The sequence below is a fragment of the Tsukamurella ocularis genome (genome assembly GCF_024807615.1).
Classification (GTDB): domain Bacteria; phylum Actinomycetota; class Actinomycetes; order Mycobacteriales; family Mycobacteriaceae; genus Tsukamurella; species Tsukamurella ocularis.
In genome coordinates, this window is sequence record NZ_JANUCJ010000002.1 from 708931 (window position 1) to 726285 (window position 17355).

General features: G+C 71.6%; 15 protein-coding genes. 4 read left to right on the top strand and 11 right to left on the bottom strand.

Annotation, left to right across the window (positions count from 1 at the left end):
- Nucleotides 1-39: 39 nt before the first annotated feature.
- Genes HNP44_RS09470 through mqo form a run of 3 tightly spaced genes read right to left on the bottom strand, consistent with a single transcriptional unit; the run spans nucleotide 40 to nucleotide 3833 of the window.
- Nucleotides 40-1890, bottom strand: coding sequence for a VWA domain-containing protein (locus HNP44_RS09470; RefSeq protein WP_259139959.1), 1851 nt, complete (start codon nucleotides 1888-1890; stop codon nucleotides 40-42).
- The gene (locus HNP44_RS09475; RefSeq protein WP_146563996.1) at nucleotides 1883-2332 is read right to left on the bottom strand and encodes a GNAT family N-acetyltransferase; all 450 of its coding nucleotides are present in this window, start codon (nucleotides 2330-2332) and stop codon (nucleotides 1883-1885) included. The genes HNP44_RS09470 and HNP44_RS09475 overlap by 8 nt, the downstream gene beginning before the upstream one ends.
- 4 nt (nucleotides 2333-2336) lie before the next feature.
- Nucleotides 2337-3833 carry a malate dehydrogenase (quinone) gene (mqo, locus tag HNP44_RS09480; protein ID WP_259139956.1) on the bottom strand — a complete coding sequence of 499 codons (1497 nt, stop codon included), beginning with the start codon at nucleotides 3831-3833 and terminating at the stop codon, nucleotides 2337-2339.
- A 161-nt stretch (nucleotides 3834-3994) separates the two neighbouring features.
- On the opposite strand from mqo, the gene HNP44_RS09485 reads away from it, so the two are divergent.
- Both HNP44_RS09485 and HNP44_RS09490 read left to right on the top strand, forming a co-directional pair.
- Nucleotides 3995-4987 carry an alpha/beta hydrolase gene (locus HNP44_RS09485; protein ID WP_259139955.1) on the top strand — a complete coding sequence of 331 codons (993 nt, stop codon included), beginning with the start codon at nucleotides 3995-3997 and terminating at the stop codon, nucleotides 4985-4987.
- Between the two features lies 1 nt (nucleotide 4988).
- A complete protein-coding gene (locus HNP44_RS09490; protein WP_259139954.1) occupies nucleotides 4989-6398 on the top strand; it encodes a mycothione reductase in 1410 nt (469 codons plus the stop codon).
- A 170-nt stretch (nucleotides 6399-6568) separates the two neighbouring features.
- Here HNP44_RS09490 and HNP44_RS09495 read toward each other — a convergent pair whose 3' ends face one another.
- From HNP44_RS09495 to map, 3 genes are read right to left on the bottom strand one after another with little or no spacing between them, the layout of a single operon-like run.
- Nucleotides 6569-7402 (bottom strand): alpha/beta fold hydrolase, encoded by an 834-nt coding sequence (locus tag HNP44_RS09495; protein WP_259139953.1) that lies wholly within the window; start codon nucleotides 7400-7402, stop codon nucleotides 6569-6571.
- 11 nt (nucleotides 7403-7413) lie between these two features.
- Nucleotides 7414-8937 carry a cobyric acid synthase gene (locus HNP44_RS09500; RefSeq protein ID WP_259139952.1) on the bottom strand — a complete coding sequence of 508 codons (1524 nt, stop codon included), beginning with the start codon at nucleotides 8935-8937 and terminating at the stop codon, nucleotides 7414-7416.
- A 2-nt stretch (nucleotides 8938-8939) separates the two neighbouring features.
- A complete protein-coding gene (map, locus tag HNP44_RS09505; RefSeq protein WP_259139950.1) occupies nucleotides 8940-9809 on the bottom strand; it encodes a type I methionyl aminopeptidase in 870 nt (289 codons plus the stop codon).
- 494 nt (nucleotides 9810-10303) lie between these two features.
- Here map and HNP44_RS09510 point away from each other — a divergent pair, with 494 nt between their 5' ends.
- Nucleotides 10304-10867 (top strand): hypothetical protein, encoded by a 564-nt coding sequence (locus HNP44_RS09510; protein ID WP_259139949.1) that lies wholly within the window; start codon nucleotides 10304-10306, stop codon nucleotides 10865-10867.
- A 16-nt stretch (nucleotides 10868-10883) separates the two neighbouring features.
- Here HNP44_RS09510 and HNP44_RS09515 read toward each other — a convergent pair whose 3' ends face one another.
- On the bottom strand, nucleotides 10884-12722 hold the full coding sequence (locus tag HNP44_RS09515; RefSeq protein ID WP_259139948.1) for a penicillin-binding transpeptidase domain-containing protein: 1839 nt from the start codon (nucleotides 12720-12722) through the stop codon (nucleotides 10884-10886).
- A gap of 134 nt (nucleotides 12723-12856) precedes the next feature.
- Between HNP44_RS09515 and HNP44_RS09520 the strand changes: the two genes are divergently transcribed.
- Entirely contained in the window at nucleotides 12857-14149 is a 1293-nt protein-coding gene (locus HNP44_RS09520; protein ID WP_259139947.1) for an acetyl-CoA C-acyltransferase, read from the top strand.
- An 86-nt stretch (nucleotides 14150-14235) separates the two neighbouring features.
- On the opposite strand, the gene HNP44_RS09525 is transcribed toward HNP44_RS09520, so the two are convergent.
- From HNP44_RS09525 to HNP44_RS09540, 4 genes are all read right to left on the bottom strand, one after another.
- Complete coding sequence (locus HNP44_RS09525; protein ID WP_259139946.1) at nucleotides 14236-14967, bottom strand: SDR family NAD(P)-dependent oxidoreductase; 732 nt, start codon at nucleotides 14965-14967, stop codon at nucleotides 14236-14238.
- A 79-nt stretch (nucleotides 14968-15046) separates the two neighbouring features.
- Nucleotides 15047-15523 carry a DUF456 domain-containing protein gene (locus HNP44_RS09530; RefSeq protein WP_259139945.1) on the bottom strand — a complete coding sequence of 159 codons (477 nt, stop codon included), beginning with the start codon at nucleotides 15521-15523 and terminating at the stop codon, nucleotides 15047-15049.
- Between the two features lie 34 nt (nucleotides 15524-15557).
- Nucleotides 15558-16121, bottom strand: coding sequence for a TetR/AcrR family transcriptional regulator (locus tag HNP44_RS09535; protein WP_259139944.1), 564 nt, complete (start codon nucleotides 16119-16121; stop codon nucleotides 15558-15560).
- A 76-nt stretch (nucleotides 16122-16197) separates the two neighbouring features.
- Nucleotides 16198-17304 (bottom strand): agmatine deiminase family protein, encoded by a 1107-nt coding sequence (locus tag HNP44_RS09540; RefSeq protein WP_259139943.1) that lies wholly within the window; start codon nucleotides 17302-17304, stop codon nucleotides 16198-16200.
- Nucleotides 17305-17355: the final 51 nt, after the last annotated feature.

A 17355-nucleotide genomic window follows, 5' to 3' on the forward strand; every position in this document is an offset into this window, starting at 1 on the left:
GCCTCGGACCGCCGTAGAACCCGACTTTCGGAACATACGTCAGGCGACGCGGGCCAGGTCCTGCGGGCTCAGGCCGCCCAGCGGGAGCATCGGCGCGCCGAGCGCGGCCGCGACCTTCGCCGCGAGGCCCAGCCGCACCATCGAGGTCTCGCAGTCCACGACGACCGTCGCGCGACCATCGGCGTGCAGGCCCGCCGCCGCGGCGAGCGCGCGCGGCAGCGGATCCCGGCCGGACGTCGCGCGACCGTCGGTGAGCACCACGACCAGCGGGCGACGGGCGTCGGGCCGCAGGTCCTCGCGGCGCAGGAGCTTCCGCGCCTCGATCAGCCCCTCGGCCAGCGGCGTTCGGCCGCCGGTGCGGGCCCGTGCCAGGCGCGCGACGGCCACGTCGACCGACCGCGTCGGCGGCACCAGCAGTGTGGCCTCTGCGCCGCGGAAGCCGATGACCGCCACTTTGTCGCGGCGCTGGTAGGCGTCGCGCAGCAGGGAGACAGCGGCCTCGCCGACCAGCGCGATCCGCTCCCGCGCGGCCATCGAGCCGGACAGGTCCACGACGAAGACGACGAGGTTGCCCTCGGTGGCCTCGCGGATCGGGGACCGCAGATCCGAGGGCGCCAGGTGCAGCGGTCCGTCGACGCGGCCGCGCGCGGCCTGCGCGGGGGCGGCGGCGCGGAGCGTGGCGGCCAGGTGCAGGCCCGCGCCGGTGCCGGCGGGCGCGGCGCGCACGACGCTGCCGCGGTCGGAGCGCGACTTGGAGCGGCGGCCCGTCGCTACCCCGGTTCCCGTGCCGGGCACGGCGAGCCGTCCGACGGTGCGGTGCCGCGCCGTCGGCAACGGGGCGCCCTGCGGCTCGGGTGCGGAAGCTGCGGAGTCGTCCCGCGTCGAGGGCGGTTCCGTCGGCTGTCCGCCGTCGGGGCCGCCGTCCGGACCGTCGTCGTCGGGTTCCGGGTCGGGATCGTCGGCCTGACGAGCGTCGTCGAGGGCGCGGTCGAGCTCGGCGTCGTCGAGGCCGGGCTCGTCGAACGGGTCGCGGCGTTTGCGGTGCGGCAGCGCGAGCGCCGCGGCGATGCGGACGTCGTCCTCGGTGACCTCGGCGGCGCCGCGCCACGCCGCGTGGGCGCGGGCCGCGCGGGCGATCACCAGGTCGGCGCGCATGCCGTCGACGTCGAAGGCCGCGCAGACCGCGGCGATGCGGCGCAGCTCGGCGTCGGGCAGTGCGACGGCGGGCAGCCGGTCGCGCGCCTCGGCGATGCGACGGGCCTGGTCGGCGTCGGCGTCGGCGTACTCGGCGGCGAAGGCGGCGGGGTCGGCCTCGAAAGCGAGGCGGCGACGCATCACCTCGACGCGGGCGTCCACCTCGCGGCTGGCACGCACGTCGACCGCCAGGCCGAAGCGATCCAGCAGCTGCGGCCGCAGCTCCCCCTCCTCGGGATTCATGGTGCCCACCAGCACGAATCGCGCCGGATAGGAGCGCGAGACGGCGTCCCGCTCGACGGTGACCCGCCCCATCGCCGCGGCGTCGAGCAGCACGTCGACGAGGTGGTCGGAGAGCAGGTTGACCTCGTCGACGTAGAGGATGCCGCCGTCGGCGTCGGCGAGCAGGCCGGGCGTGAAGTCGACGCGCCCCTCGCCGAGAGCGCGGTGCAGGTCGAGCGAGCCGACGACCCGGTCCTCGGTAGCGCCGATGGGCAGCTCGACGAGGCGCGCGGGCGCACCGTCGGGGCGGGGCGGCAGCAGCGGGGCGAGCGCGCGGGCGGCGGTGGACTTCGCGGTGCCCTTCTCGCCGCGCACGAGCACGCCGCCGACGGCGGGCGCGATGGCGCACAGGGTGAGGGCGAGCCGCAGCTCGTCGTGGCCGACGACGGCGCTGAACGGGTAGCGGTCAGACACCGGCGGGCCTCCTCATGGGGACGTGCGGGATGCCGTCCTCGATGAATTCGTCTCCCTCGCGGGCGAATCCGTATTTGGCGTACATGCTCTCAAGGTGCGACTGAGCCTCAAGCAGGCAGGCTCGGCCGTCGAGCTCGGCGAGCGCCGCGGTCATCAGCTCGCCGATCAGCCCACGCCCGCGGTGCGACGGTGCCGCGCAGACTCGGCCGATCGCGGCCAGGCCCGGGCCCTCGTCAGTGACGCGCACCGTCGCGATCGCGCTGCCGGAGTCGCCGGGGGCGACATCGTCGGGCAGCCAGAGGTGGACCGTCGACGGGTCGAGGTCGCGCCCGTCGATGTCGAGCCAGGGGCTCTGCTGCTCCGCGATGAAGACCTCCGCGCGCAGCTTCAGCAGCGCGTAGAGGGTCCTCGCGTCGAGTTCGTCTCCGGTGGCGCGGCGCACGGCGCTAGCCCTGCGCGTCGGCCTCGACGCCCGGGGACAGCTGCAGCGTGCGGTTGGTCCAGTCCCAGACCTGGCCGAAGAGCTGCTTGTTGTCGTTGAGGGTCGTGCCGTAGGACGGGATCATCTCCTGCAGCAGCGGCTTCCACGCCTGCATGTGCTTCGGGAAGCACTTGCCCAGGACGTCGAGCATGGCGGGCACGGCCGTCGAGGCGCCGGGCGAGGCGCCGAGCAGGCCGGCGATCGACTCGTCGTTGGCGGCGATGACCGCGGTGCCGAACTCCAGGTTGCCGCCGCCGGGTCCCTTGCGGATCACCTGCACGCGCTGGCCGGCGGTGATGAGCTCCCAGTCGCCGCCGGTGGCGCGGGGCACGAACTCGGACAGCGTCTTCACGCGGTCGGCGGGCGACTGCATGAGCTCGCCGATGAGGTACTTGGTCAGGCCCATCTCCTTGAGGCCGACGGCCATCATCGGGAGCAGGTTGTTCGGCTTCACCGACAGCGGCAGGTCGGTGTACTGGCCGGCCTTGAGGAACTTCGGCGAGAAGCCGGCGTAGGGGCCGAACAGCAGGCCCTTGTTGCCCTCGATCACGCGGGTATCGAGGTGCGGTACCGACATCGGCGGGGCGCCGACGGCGGCCTTACCGTAGACCTTCGCGGCGTGGTGGTCGATGAGCTCAGGGTTGGTGCAGCGGAAGAACTGGCCCGAGACGGGGAAGCCGCCGAAACCCTTGGCCTCCTTGATGCCCGACTTCTGCAGCAGCGGCAGGGCTCCGCCGCCGGCACCGACGAAGACGAAGCGCGCGTCCACGTACGAGACCTCGTGGGTGCGCAGGTTGCGCACGGTCAGGCGCCAGCCGTCCTTGGTGCGCTTGAGGTTCGTGACCTTGGTGCCGAAGTGGACTGCGCCGCCCTTGCCGACGAAGTTGATGAGCTTCTTGGTCAGCGAGCCGAAGTCGACGTCGGTGCCGCCCTCGTACCAGTTGACGGCGACCGGATCGCCGAAATTGCGGCCCGCGGCCATGACCGGCAGGCGCTCGGAGAACGTAGCCGGATCGGTGAAGAACTCCATCCCCTCGAACAGCGTCTGACCGGACAGCGCGTCATAGCGCTTGCGCAGGTAGTCGACGTTGTCGGCGCCGTGCACGAAGCTTGCGTGCGGGATGGGGTTGATGAAATCCGACGGCTCGTCGAGCACGCCCGCGTCCACGGCGTACGCCCAGAACTGGCGCGAAACCTGGAACTGCTCGTTGATCGTGATGGCCTTGGCGATGTCCACGGAGCCGTCGGCGGCCTGTGGGGTGTAGTTCAGCTCGCACAGCGCCGAGTGGCCGGTGCCCGCGTTGTTCCACGGGTCGGAGGACTCGGCGGCCGCGGCGTCGAGGGACTCGAAGACGTTGATCGACCAGCTGGGCTCCAGCTTGCGGAGCAGGGTGCCGAGCGTGGCGCTCATGATTCCCGCGCCGACGAGCGCGACGTCCGTGCTGATCACGTTACGGGCCATCTGGTAGTTCACTCCTCGACGTGGGGCGGGGCCACACAGCGGCCCCCTTCTGCGCGAGAACCTTACTCCGGGGCCCTCCGGTGGCGCGCGGCACACCGTGCAGTACCACCGGACCGTCCGCGCGGTGCCACGAGCCGCCGCGCCGTCATTACAGTGAAGCCGTGGCGACCACTGAGCTGACCTACTCCCCCGACATCCTCGGCGACGACTTCGTCGCCCACACCTTCGAGCTGGGCCCCGACCCGGACGGCGAGCCGGGCGGCGACGTCGTCGCCACGCTGGTCAAGCACGTCGCCGGTCCCGTGGATCCTCAGCGCGCGGTGCTGTGGGTGCACGGCTTCTCGGATTACTTCTTCCAGACCGCGATCGCCGAGTTCTTCGCTGACCGCGGCTACGCCTTCTACGCGCTGGACCTGCGCAAGTGCGGACGGTCGCTGCGGGAGGGCCAGTCGGCGCACTACGCGACCGATTTCGCCGTCTACGACGCCGAACTGGACCTCGCGGTCGCGGCGATCGAGGAGGAGCACCCCGGCCTCGGCGTCGTCGTCGCGGCGCACTCCACCGGCGGACTGATCACCCCGCTGTGGCTCGACCGTCGCCGCCGGGCGGGCCGCACCGCTCCGATCGTCGGTCTGGTGCTCGACAGCCCGTGGTTCGACCTGCAGGGCTCCGCGGTGCTGCGTGAGGTCGCGACGCCCGTGGTCAAGCTCGTCGGCAAGGCCGTGGGCACCCGCACCGTCCCGGTCGAGGCGGTCGGCGTCTACGGCCAGACCATCCACGCCGACGAGCACGGCGAGTTCGACTTCGACATCCGGATCAAGCCGATCGAGGGCTTCCCCGTGCGCTTCGGCTGGCTGCGCGCCGTCCGCGTCGCGCACAGCCTGCTGCACCGCGGCCTGGACGTCGGCGTCCCGTCGCTCGTCCTGCGCTCGACGAAGAGCTTCGCGCCCAAGGAGTGGAGCGAGGAGGCGGGCCGCGCCGACATCGTCCTCGACACCCGGCAGATCGCGAAGTGGTCGGGCGCGCTCGGCGGCCGCCTCACGGTGATCCCCGTCCAGAACGCCAAGCACGACGTCTTCCTGTCCGAGAAGGGCGCCCGAGACACCGCGTACGCCGAGTTGGGCGCGTGGCTGGCCCGCGAGATCGAGGCCTGACATGGCCGAGCACGTCTTCGATCTCGTCATCATCGGGTCCGGGGCCGGCAACACTATCCCCGACGACCGCTTCGACGACCGCTCGATCGCGATCGTCGACAAGGGGCAGTTCAACGGCGCCTTCGGCGGCACTTGCCTGAACGTCGGCTGCATCCCGACCAAGATGTTCGTCTACCCCGCCGACGTCGCCGACGAGGCCCGGGACGGCGGCGTGGTCGGCGTGGACGCCGAGATCACCGGCACTCGGTGGGCCGACATCCGCGACCGGGTCTTCGGGCGGATCGACCGGTACGCCGCCGGCGGGCTGCGCTACCGCGAGGACAAGTGCCCCAACATCACCGTCTTCCAGCAGGAGGCGTGGTTCCTTCCGGGCTCCGGCGACGGGCTGCACCGCCTCGAGCTGGCCGACGGCACCGTCGTCACCGGGCGCGATGTGGTGATCTCGGCCGGCTCGCGGCCCGTGATCCCGCCCGTCTTCACCGCCGACGGCGCGGCCCCCTTCCACACCAACGACACGATCATGCGGCTCGACGCGCTGCCCGGGCGCGTGATCATCGTCGGCAGCGGCTACATCGCGGCCGAGTTCGCGCACGTCTTCGCCGGTCTGGGCGCCGAGGTGACCGTCGTGGCGCGGGGCGAGCGGCTGCTGCGCTCGCAGGATCAGACCATCTCCGAGGCCTTCACCGAGGCCGCCTCGTCGCGGTGGGACGTGCGCCTGAGCACCGAGGTCACCGCGACCCGGCCGGTGGGCGACGGCGTCGAGGTGGACCTCACCGACGGCTCGACGGTGGCGGGCGACGTCCTACTCGTCGCGACGGGGCGCACGCCCAACGGCGACTCGCTCGCGCTTCCGGCCATCGGCATCGAGCTCGACGGTGCCGGGCGCGTCCCGGTGGACGAGCACCAGCGCACTCCGGTCCGCGGCGTGTGGGCTCTGGGCGATGTGAGCACGCGGTTCCCGCTGCGGCACGTGGCGAACCACGAGGCGCGGGTGGTTGCGGAGAACCTCCTCTCGGGGTGGGACTCCCCCGGCGCGACGTCCGATCACCGGTTCGTGCCCGGCGCAGTCTTCTCCCGCCCGCAGGTGGCGTCGGTCGGGCTGACCGAGGCCGAGGCCCGCTCGCGCGGCATCGACGTGGCCGTCGCCGAGCAGCGGTACGCCGACATCGCCTACGGCTGGGCCATGGCCGATGCCGAGGGCGTGTGCAAGCTCATCGCGGACAGGTCGACGGGGCTGCTGGTCGGCGCGCACATCGTGGGGCACCAGGCGTCGGCGCTGATCCAGTCGGCGATCACGGCGATGTCCTTCTCGATCCCGGCGCAGGAGTTCGCGCGCGGGCAGTACTGGATCCACCCGGCGCTGCCGGAGCTGGTGGAGAACGCACTGCTGGGGCTTGCGAAGGACGCGTGATCGCCGGGGCGCCGCGGGGTACAGTCACATGCATGAATCAGCATGATTTGAAGGTCCCCGGTTGCTCCAACCCGAACTGCACGTGCGAGAACTGCTCGTGCGGCGACAGCTGCACCTGCGGCAGCGACAAGTAGCCCACGCCGCTCCGGGACGGCCGCGCGAGCGCGCGGTCAGTTCCGGAGCGTCCGCAGCGCGATCTCCGAGGCCAGCGCCGCGGGAGCGCGCAACGGGAGCCAGTGGTCACCGTCGGGCACCTCGCTGAGCCGGTAGTCGGCCCGGAGGTAGTGGGCGGTGCCCTTAGCCTGCGCAGCCCCAGCGATGGCGTCGCGGGTGCCCCAGACCAGCGTGGTGGGCACCTCGATCACGGGGCAATCCAGCCCCTCGCCGCCGGGCGCCAGGTTCGCCCGATACCAGCTCAGGGCGGCCGTGAGCGTCGGCTCGTCCGCCAGGGAGTCGATCCCGCCGCCCGGTGCCGTGGCGAGTAACGTGCGCGCGTCGTTCGCGAGCAGCGCCTTCTCCGCTTCGCCGGACCGCAGGAACAGCTCCAGGTAGCGCGAACGCTGCCGCTGGTCCTGATCGTTCGCCATCGCGTCGCCGAACGCCGACGGGTGGCCGAACGAGACCGCCGTCAGGCTCATGGCGCGCAGTGGATAGGCGGCGGCGAAGTGCCATGCCACCGTCGCGCCGAGGCCGTGGCCGACGACGTGCGCGTAGGACACCTCGAGCGCGTCGAGGATGCGTGCGGCGTCCTCGGCGAGGTGCTTCATCGTGTACTGATCGACGCCCACCGGGCGGGCGCCGGGGCTGTAACCACGCTGGCGGGGCGCGATGGTGCGCAGTCCCGCCTCGTGGAGGCGCTCCCGAACCTGGTCGAAGCACTCCTCTGTCTGCGGGAATCCGTGCAGCAGCAGTACGGGTACGCCGTGCTCAGCCCCCCCGACCGAGACGTCGAAGGTCCACGAGCCCGCAGGCACCTGCACCGTCTGCGCTGAATCGATCCCCATGACCGGTAACGCTAGTCACTCGTGATCCGGATGGTCGGCAGGATCGCCGAATTTTGATGCAACGATTGCAGGGGCGCCACGATCGCTTCCATATCGCAGTGCTCCTCGATCGCGTCGGCGATCGCGTCGAGCTGGGCCAGCCGCGCACCGTCGTAACTCGTACCGGGCCCGAGATCCCGGCCGGGGAAGGTGCGCTCGAGATAGGCGCGGCGGAGCGCGTCGGACCCGAACAGGCCGTGCCAGTGGGTGCCGAGGACCCCGTCACGCAGGGCTCCCTCCGGCCCGTCCGGCCCCTGCAGCGCAGGGACTTCCGCGGTCCGGACAACGGTGCCGTGGTGAATCTCGTAGCCGGTCGCGGCGGCGCCGAGCCCGGTCCCGGCCACGTTCCGGACGCATTTGGTGCGCGCGAACTCGACGTCGAGGTCGAGGATCCCGAGGCCGTCGACGCGGGTGCCGGCGGCAGCCTCGACACCGTTCGGATCGGCAATGCTGCGACCGAGCATCTGATAGCCGCCGCAGATCCCGACGATCGGGCCGCCTGCCCCCGCGCGGCGGGCGAGGGCGTCGGCAAGGCCGCGCTCGCGGAGCCAGGCCAGGTCGCCGACGGTGCTCTTGCTGCCGGGGACCACCACCAGATCAGCGTCGGCGACGTCGGCGGGCCTCGTGGTCCAGCGGACGGTCAGACCGGGCTCGCACGCGAGGGCCTCGACGTCGGTGGTGTTGGAGACGCGCGGCAGCGCGATCGCGGCCACGCGGATCGGATCCGGGTACGCCGATCCCCGGCCGACGAGATCCGCGCCGAGCGCGGCGAGCGAGTCCTCGGCGTCGAGCCACAGGTCGGTGAGGTACGGGAGCACGCCGAGGGTGGGACGCTGGGTGATCTCCTCGAGCTGCTCGAGACCTGGCTGGAGGAGCGAGACGTCGCCGCGGAAGCGATTGATGAGGAAGCCGTACACGAGGCGCTGGTCGTCCGGCGGCATCACGGCGACGGTGCCCGCGAGGTGCGCGAGCACTCCCCCGCGGTCGATGTCGCCGACGATCAGCGTCGGCAGGTTCGCGGCCCTCGCGAGCCCCATGTTGGCGATGTCGGTGGCGCGCAGGTTGATCTCGGCGGGACTGCCGGCGCCCTCGCAGAGCACCACGTCGAACTCGTCGCGCAGGGCCTGCAGCGTGGTGGTCACCTCGTCGAGCAGCCACTGCCGCCGGGTGACGTAGTCGCGGGCGCCCACGTCGCCGACCGGCCGGCCATGCAGGACGAGCTGGCTGCGGCGGTCGCTGCCGGGCTTGAGGAGGACCGGGTTGAACCGAGTCGACGGTGCCAGTCCGCACGCGAGCGCCTGCGTCGCCTGGGCGCGCCCGATCTCGCCGCTGGTTCCGTCGGCCTCCACGGTCGCGACGGAGTTGTTGGACATGTTCTGCGCCTTGAACGGCGCGACGCGCACGCCCCGTCGGGCCAGGAGGCGGCAGAGCCCGGCCGTGACGGTGGACTTGCCGGCGTCGGAGGTGGCGCCGGCGAGGAGGAGTGCGCCGCGCACGGCTACGCGGTGGGGGCGCTCGGCAGGGTGAGGATCTCGGCACCGTCGTCCGTGACGACGAGCGTGTGCTCGAACTGCGCGGTCCACTTCTTGTCGGTGGTGGCGACGGTCCAGCCGTCGGACCAGATCTCGTAATCGAGTCCGCCGAGGTTGATCATCGGCTCGATGGTGAACACCATGCCGGGCTCCAGCACCGTCTCGACGTTGGGCTCGTCGTAGTGCAGCACGACGAGGCCGTTGTGGAAGGTCTCGCCGATGCCGTGGCCGGTGAAGTCGCGGACCACGGTGTAGCCGAAGCGATTCGCGTAGGACTCGATGACGCGGCCGACCACGTTGAGCTCACGCCCGGGCTTGACGGCCTTGATGGCGCGCTCGGTGGCAATGCGCGTGCGCTCGACCAACAGGCGGTGCTCCTCGGAGGCGTCGCCGGCCAGGAAGGTGGCGTTGGTATCGCCGTGCACCCCGTCGATGTAGGCGGTCACGTCGATGTTGACGATGTCGCCGTCCTCGATCACCGTCGAGTCCGGGATACCGTGGCAGATCACCTCGTTGAGACTCGTGCAGCAGCTCTTGGGGAAGCCGCGATAGCCCAGCGTCGACGGGTAGGCGCCGTGGTCGAGCATGTACTCGTGCGCCACCCGATCGAGGTGGTCGGTGGTGACACCGGGTACCACTGCGGCACCCGCGGCCTGCAGGGCATCGGCGGCGATCCGCGAGGCCACCCGCATCTTCTCGATCGTCTCCGGGGTCTGCACCCACGGCTCGTTGCCCTCGTTCGCCGACGGCTTGTCGACGTACTCGGGTCGCACGATCTTCGCCGGGACGGCCAGACGGGGTGAGACGGTGCCGGGAACGAGTGCAGCGCGGGTCATCCGTTCAGCGTAATCGGCACCGCTCGCACGCCGTCGGGCCCGGTGGGGATCCAATAGTGATAGGTGGGTTCGAGGAAGCCGTTGCCTATGCCGTAGTCGTCGACGGGGCAGATCCGGGTAAGCACACCGCCCGCCGATTCCGCGGTGCGGCACGAGGCCCCGGTTGCTCTCGTCGCAGGTCACGAGGACCCCCCGCCAGCCCGAATCCCGCGGCGCACCGGACCACCTCGCGCAGCGCCGCCGAGGCGGCGCCCTGCCGGCGCGACGACGGCCGCACCCTCGCCGACTCCATCGCGACAGCAATCGGATATCTCCGTCGGACCGGACCCGGGCGCCGCACGACGACCCGAAAAACGCAACTCGAGTCGCTGTAATCCTCGTCTCTTGAAGCTCGTCGCAACGCTCGGTAGCTTCCTACGATGCCGCAGCCTTGCACTCGCCTCACCGCCGATTGCACGGTCGCGAATCCGACCGATCCAGCCCTGGGAGAGACTATGACTCGCATGCAGCGCGCCGTCGGGCAGGCTGCGCCGGCGAAGAAGGCCCTCCGCACGGCGTACGCGGTGACGGTGCTGTGTGCCGGAGGGGCCGTCCTGACAGGATGCACGACCACCGTCGAGGGCCGGGCCACCGTCGATCCGGTGGAGGTGAGCGCAGCGCTCGCCCTCCCGGCCGGCCGAGGAACCGTTCCCGCTGACACGGACCGCCGCGGCTTCAAGAACGCTTCTGCGCGGTGCGACGGGTCCGATCTTCCCGTCACGCTGATCATCGGAGGCCGCGCCATGGACCCGTACCGGTTCGCGGTGTGCCGGGACGAGAAGGGCACCCGGTACCTACGGGCATGGGCCAGCGGCGAGCCTTCCAGCTTCGACACCTCACCGCCGCGGATCGCGTTCCGGGGAACGTACTTCACCGACACCGCGAACAGCGTGCAGTTCATGGTCGGCGACGCCAAGGTCGACATCGGTCCGCTGGTCGTGACCGTGCAATGGCCACCCCGCGGCACGAGCACCTGGTCGACGAGCTACACGATCGGTGCGCGTTGGGACCGCCTGTGACCCGACCGAACGGGGGTCAGTTGGGAACGGCGGAGACGGGGGCGTCGAAGCGGTCGAAGAACTCTTTGGTGACCGCGACGGCATTGTCGGAGCTGCCGCCGAGCACGACCAGGGTGGCGAAGGCCAGGTCGCCGCGGTAACCGACGAACCAGGCGTGCGAGCCGCCGTCGACCTCCGCCTCACCCGTCTTGCCGAGGATGTCCCCGGAGCCCCGGATCAGCTCGGCCGTACCGGACGCGACGACCTCGCGCATCATGGCGCGCACGCCGTCGGCCGCCTTGAGGTCGAGCGGGGGCCGCTCCCCGTCGACCTTGGTGGGCTTCCCGAGCAGCAGCTGCGGGGTGACCGCACCGCCGTGCGCGACGGACGCGACAGCCAGCGCCATGGCGAATGGACTGACCAGCACCTCGCCCTGGCCGAAGCTGTCCTCGACCTGGTTGACCATGGCCTTGGGCAGCGGGTACTGGCCGGACGAGACGGGCAGCCCGGCGATGGTGTAGTCAGGCCCGATGCCGAGTTCGGCGGCCGCAGTGGTGAGCGCCTCGGGCTTGAGCTTGGCACCGAGGAAGGCGAAGCTCGTGTTGCAGGAGCGGGCGAAGGCGCGCTGCATCGTCACATCGCCGAGGGCGAAGCGGTTGTAGTTGGGCACCTCGCGCTCACCGATGGTGAGGGTGCCGGGGCACGGCACGATCGTCTCCGGGGTGGCGATGCCCGCGGAGATGGCCGCGGTCGCGGTGACGATCTTCCCGGTGGAGCCCGGCGGGTACAGGCCCGAGGTGGCGAGCGAGCCGAGCTTGTCCGCCTCGGAGTTCTGCGCGACGGCGAGCACGTTGCCGGTCGAGGGCTGGATCACGACCATCATCGACTGCCGGTCGCGGCGGGTGTTCACAGCGGCCTGTGCGGCGGCCTGCGCGATCGGCGAGATGCTCACCGACACAGCGGGCGCCGGCTGTGCCGCAGTGGACGACAGCGTGGAGACCCGCGCGCCGGTGTCGGCCTGCGCGATCACCTCCCAGCCGTCTTTGCCGGCCAGGTCGCCGGTGACGTTCTGCTTGATCGACGACATGAGCGCGGGCGCGAAGGTGCGGTCGGTGGGCACCAGATCGGCCTGCTCGACGAGGGTGACCCCGGGGAGCGACGTGACGTCGCCGGCGAGCTTACGCAGATCCTCCTGGTTCACGGAGGCCACTGTGTACGGGGCGCTCAACGAGGTCGCCTGCTCGGTGATCTGCACCGGATCGAGGTTGGGCAGGATCGGCTGCAGCGCGCGGGTCAGCTGGCCGGCTACGTCGAGCACCGTGGTGGGCGCCACGACCTTGGACGCCTCGATCCGGATCCGCGTGATCACCCCGGGCACGAGCACGGAGCCGCCGGACGCCGAGTTCACGGGCGCCTTGTCCGCGGGCAGGGCGCGGAGCACCATCGTCTGGTTCGCGCCGAGCCGGGGGTGCAGCACCGACGGCGCCCAGCGCACCCGCCACTGCCCGTTCTCCTGCACGGCGGTGAGCGAGCCGCGGTAATCCCACGACCTGCCGGAGCGTCCCTGCTCGGCGGGCAGGTCCCAGATGTACTCGTACTCGACCTCGCTGGTCGCGCCGGCGGTCCGCACCTGCCCGACCTTGAGCTGGACGCCCCGGGCCTGCAGCCCGGCGAACGCGGCCTGCAGCGCCTTGTTCGCCGTCTCGGGCGTCGTCGTCAGCGCGGCCGCGGCGTCGAGGTCGTGGCCGGCGAGGGCGTCGCCGAAGCGCGCCGCGAGCGGCCCCGGGCCGTTGGTGTTCGCCGGCGAGCAGCCGCCGGTCGCGACCAGCGCCACGAGGGCGAGGATCACGACGGCGCGGCGCAACGGCTTGTTCACCGGCCCAGCGTAGGACGGTGGGCCGCCGGGTTCGGGTTGCCGCGCTGGGGTGTGGCCGGTGAGACGCAGGTGACTGAACTCGCCGCGGTGACCGGGGTCACGCCCGGGAACTGACTCGTGAGTAAGATAGCGGTATGACCACTGCCTCGCCCCGTCGCGCCGTGATCGTCTCCGGCGCACGTACCCCGTTCGTCCGCGCCTTCGGCGACTACACCCACCTCGACAGCATCGCGCTTGCCGACCAGGCCGTCGGCGGGTTGCTCGACCGCGTTCCCGCCGTCGCCGACCGGATCGAGGCCATCGTCTGGGGCGGAGTCATCCTGCCCGCGGGCGCCCCCAACATCGCCCGCGAGATCGCGCTCGACCTGGGCCTCGGGCACGGCGTCGAGGGGCACACCGTGACCCGCGCCTGCGCCTCCGGCCTGCAGGCCGTCACCACCGCCGCCGCGGCGATCGAGCGCGGCGAATACGACGTGATGGTCGCCGGTGGCTCCGACTCGGTCTCCAACGCGGCGGTCAACCTGCCGCAGAAGCTCGTCCAGGCGGCCGCTCCTCTCGCGCTCGGCAAGCCCTCGCCCCGCGCCTACCTCGACGCCGCGATCGGCCTAGCGCCGTTCACCGGTCTCCTACCCAGCCGCCCGCGCATTGAGGAGCGCACCACCGGCGAGGTGATGGGCGAATCCGCCGAGAAGATGGCGCGGATCCACGGCATCACGCGAGAGGCGCAGGACGCGTTCGCCGCCCGTTCGCACGCCCGCGCCGCCGCTGCCATCGCCTCGGGCCGGTTCGACCGCGAGGTGGTGCCGGTGACCACGCCCGAGGGGAAGACCGTGACCCGCGACGGACTCGTCCGCGACGACACGAGCGCCGAGAAGATGGCGCGACTGAAGCCGGCCTTCGAGCGCGAGGGCACCGTCACGGCGGGCAACGCCAGCCCGCTCACCGACGGCGCCGCCGCGGTCCTGATCATGAGCGAGGAGAAGGCCCGCGAGCTCGGTCTGACGCCTTTGGCCGCGATCCGCTCCTGGAGCTACGTCAGCGTCGACCCCGCCGACGAGGTGCTCATCGGCCCCGCAATCTCCATGCCCCGCGCGCTGGAGAAGGCGGGCCTGAAGCTGGAGGACGTCGATCTCGTCGACATCCACGAGGCCTTCGCCGCACAGACCCTCTCCGTGCTCGATGCCCTCGCCAGCCCGGACTGGGCGGCCGAGCGGCTGGGTCGCGACGAGGCCGTCGGTGAGGTGGACGTCGAGAAGCTCAACGTCCACGGCGGCTCCGTGTCGATCGGACATCCGTTCGGCGCCACCGGCGCCCGCATGGTCACGACGATGGCCAACGAGCTGGCTCTCACCGGCAAGGACACCGCACTCCTCGGCATCTGCGCGGCGGGTGGGCACGGCGCGAGCGTCGTTCTCGAGCGCGTCTAGTCGGAGAATCGGCCGAATCCGCGCTCGCAATCGCCTGAGAGCATCGCGGCGCGGAATTCGGCCGATTCCTCAACGCAGCCCACGCTCTAGGTGACGGACAGGCCGCCGTCGACGCACAGATTCTGCCCGGTCACGAATGCCGAGCCGGGCCCTGCCAGGAAGACCGCCGCCGCGGCGAAGTCCGACGGTGCACCGAGCGTCGCGGTATGTGCGCGGCGCCGGAAGTACTCGGCGCGTTCGGGATCGGCGAGTACCGCGGTGGTCATCGGCGTCGCCACCAGGCCCGGCGTCAGCGAGTTCGCGGTGACGCCGGACGGGGCCCATGCTTCCGACTGGGAGCGGGTGAGGCCGGCGATGCCCGCCTTCGCGACGCCGTAGGCGCCGCTGTTGCCGAAGGCGCGGTGCGCCTGCGTCGACGCGACGTTGATGATCCGGCCCCAGCCCCGCGCGGCCATCCGCGGCCCGTAGTGCTGGCCGAGCTGGAACGGGGCGTCGAGGTTCACTGCGAGGATCTCGCGGTAGAGCACGTCGTCGATGTCGCCGAGCGGCGGGCGCGGGTTGCTGCCGGCGCAGTTGACCAGGATGTCGACGGCGTCGGCCCGGGCGTCGGCCTGCGCGATCACGCCGGCGGCACCGTGGGCGAGGTCGGCGCTGATCCCGTCGGGCCCGAGCCGTGCGCGGTCGCGGCCCGCCCGCAGCACGCGAGCGCCGGCACCGTCGAGCGCCGTCGCGATCGCCGCCCCGATCCCCGAGCTCGCGCCCGTGACCAGCGCCGTGCGGCCGGTGAGGTCGAACAGTGCCGTCGTATCCCGATTCATGCCGTCACCCTACGAAACACGTCCAGCAGACGATGCGCCCGACGACTGGGTTGGGGGCGCTCGGAGTGCGCGACGTCTGCTAGGTCAGTACCGCCGCCAGCCAGATCGCGATGGCGCCCAACGCACCGGCCAGCTCGATGAGGATGAGCAGGCCGGCGGCCTTGGTGGCGGCGACCGCCGCCTGCCAGCCGGCCTTCGCGTCCCCCAGCCGGATCGCCTCGGCGGCGAAGGTGCCGCCGATGAAGCCGATGATCAGGCCCACGACGGGGATCACGAAGAAGCCGATGATGCCAGCGATGCCGCCGACTACGAGGGACCACTTCCCCACCCCGGCCTTGGCCATCCTGCGGCCGCCGACGAGGTACTTCACGCCCCAGGCGAGCACCATCACCGCCAGCGCGGCGGCGAACACCCACCAGGCGCTGCCGCCCGTGAAGATCGCCCAGATCAGGATGCCGAGTGCCACCACCGACGAGCCCGGCAGGACAGGGACGACGATCCCCAGCAGGCCGATCACCATCAGCGCGACGACCGCCGCGTACCCCCATGCGTTCACGCAGGAAGAGTAGCCGCGGAATGGAGCCTGCGGGTCATCGAGCCGGTGGCAGCTCGGCCTCCACGGCGCCGATGACAAGAGCCCGCGCCCTGTCCACGGTGAGGGATCCGCTGTGCCACCGCTCGCTGAGCCCCTCGACCAGGGCGGTGAGCCGCGTGGCGATCCCCGCGGCATCGCGGCCGGCCGCCTCCGGGATCTGTTCGACCAGCGCCGCGACGTCGCGGTCCCACGAGTCGGTGGCGCCGCGCAGGTCCTCCCGGAGCGAGGGCTCGAAGACGGCGCTCGCGCGGAGCTCGCCCCAGGCGACGCTGGTGGTCCGCACCTCGTCGGTGTCCTGGAGCTCGTCGAGCAGCATCGCCTGGAGCTGCTCGCGCGGACCTCCGACATCGGCCCGCGGCTCCGTGTACGCCTCCGCGGTGCGGTTGATCTGCTCGAACGCCGCGTGGACGATCCCGTCGCGATCGTGGAAGTGGTAGTAGATCAGTGCGGTCGAGACACCCGCCTCCGCCGCGAGCTTCTCCACCCGCAGCCCTCGGACACCGTCGCGGGCGATGACGCGGACCGCGGCCTGCGTGATCTGGGTGCGGCGGTCGGTCATGGGCCCCCACAGTATCGGAGCGCGGGCGCGTCTCCCGCCGCGCACGACGGTGCCGCGCACGACGGTTGCCGGCGCGTCACGCGGGTTCCTGCTGCGTCGTGCAGTGGATGCCTCCGCCACCGGCCGCGATCCCGTCGATGTTGATCTGAACGACCTCCCGGTCCGGGAAGAGTCGCTGCATCGTCGCGCGGGCCGCGGCGTCAGTGTCCTGAGCCCCGAACTCCGGGCCGATCACCGCGCCGTTGCACACGTAGAAGTTGATGTACCCGCCGGCGAAGTCGTCGCTCGCGAATTCCTCGCGCACGGACGATGGGCTCTCCATCACCTCGACGCGCAACCTGTTGCCGTGCACGTCCGTCGCGGCCCGCAGGATCTCGAGGTGGCGGCGGGTCACGTCGTAATCGAACGAGTCCCGGTCGGTCTCCAGGCCCGCCACCACGACGCCGGGCCGGGCGAACCGCGCGTAGAAGTCGGTGTGCCCATCGGTGATGTCCTCGCCCGCGATCCCGGGCAGCCAGATGACCTTCCGGATCCCGAGCAGCTCGCGAAGCTCGTCCTCCACCTCGGACTTCGTCCAGCCACGATTGCGGTTGTCGTTGAGCACACAGCTCTCGGTGATGATCGCGGTCCCTTCCCCGTCGACCTCGAGCGCCCCGCCCTCGAGCACCAGGTCCGTGCGCAACGCGGGCACACCGGCCCGGGCGGTCACGAAACCCGCGACCTCCCGGTCGCGCCGGTGGCGCTGCTTGGACCCCCAGCCGTTGAAGTTGAAGTCGACTCCGGCCTTCGCCGACCCGTTCTTCACGAACGTCGGCCCGCTGTCGCGGATCCACAGGTCGTCGAGCTCGCACGGGACGAGCTCGACCCGGGACCCGCTCACCAGGCGCTGCGCCTGCGCCATCTGCGCCGGCGGCACGAGCATCGAGACCGGCTCGAACCGCGCGATGGTGGTCGCGATCAGCGCCAGGTTGCTCTGCACCACGGGTACCAGGTCGGCACCCCAGATGCGATCGCTCGCAGCGAAGGCCAACCAGGTGCGGGCGTGCCGCGTCCCCTCCTCCGGCATCAACCAGGGTCCGCCGTCACGGGCCTGCGCCTCGCCCGCGGCATCGTCGGCGCATCCGGTCAGGAGCAGGCCGCCGAGTGCGGCGATCGAGGTCTGAATGAAGGTGCGGCGTCGCATGGTGGGTGTTCCTCTTCGTCTCATAACACGGCGGTCAGCACCGGTCGGGCC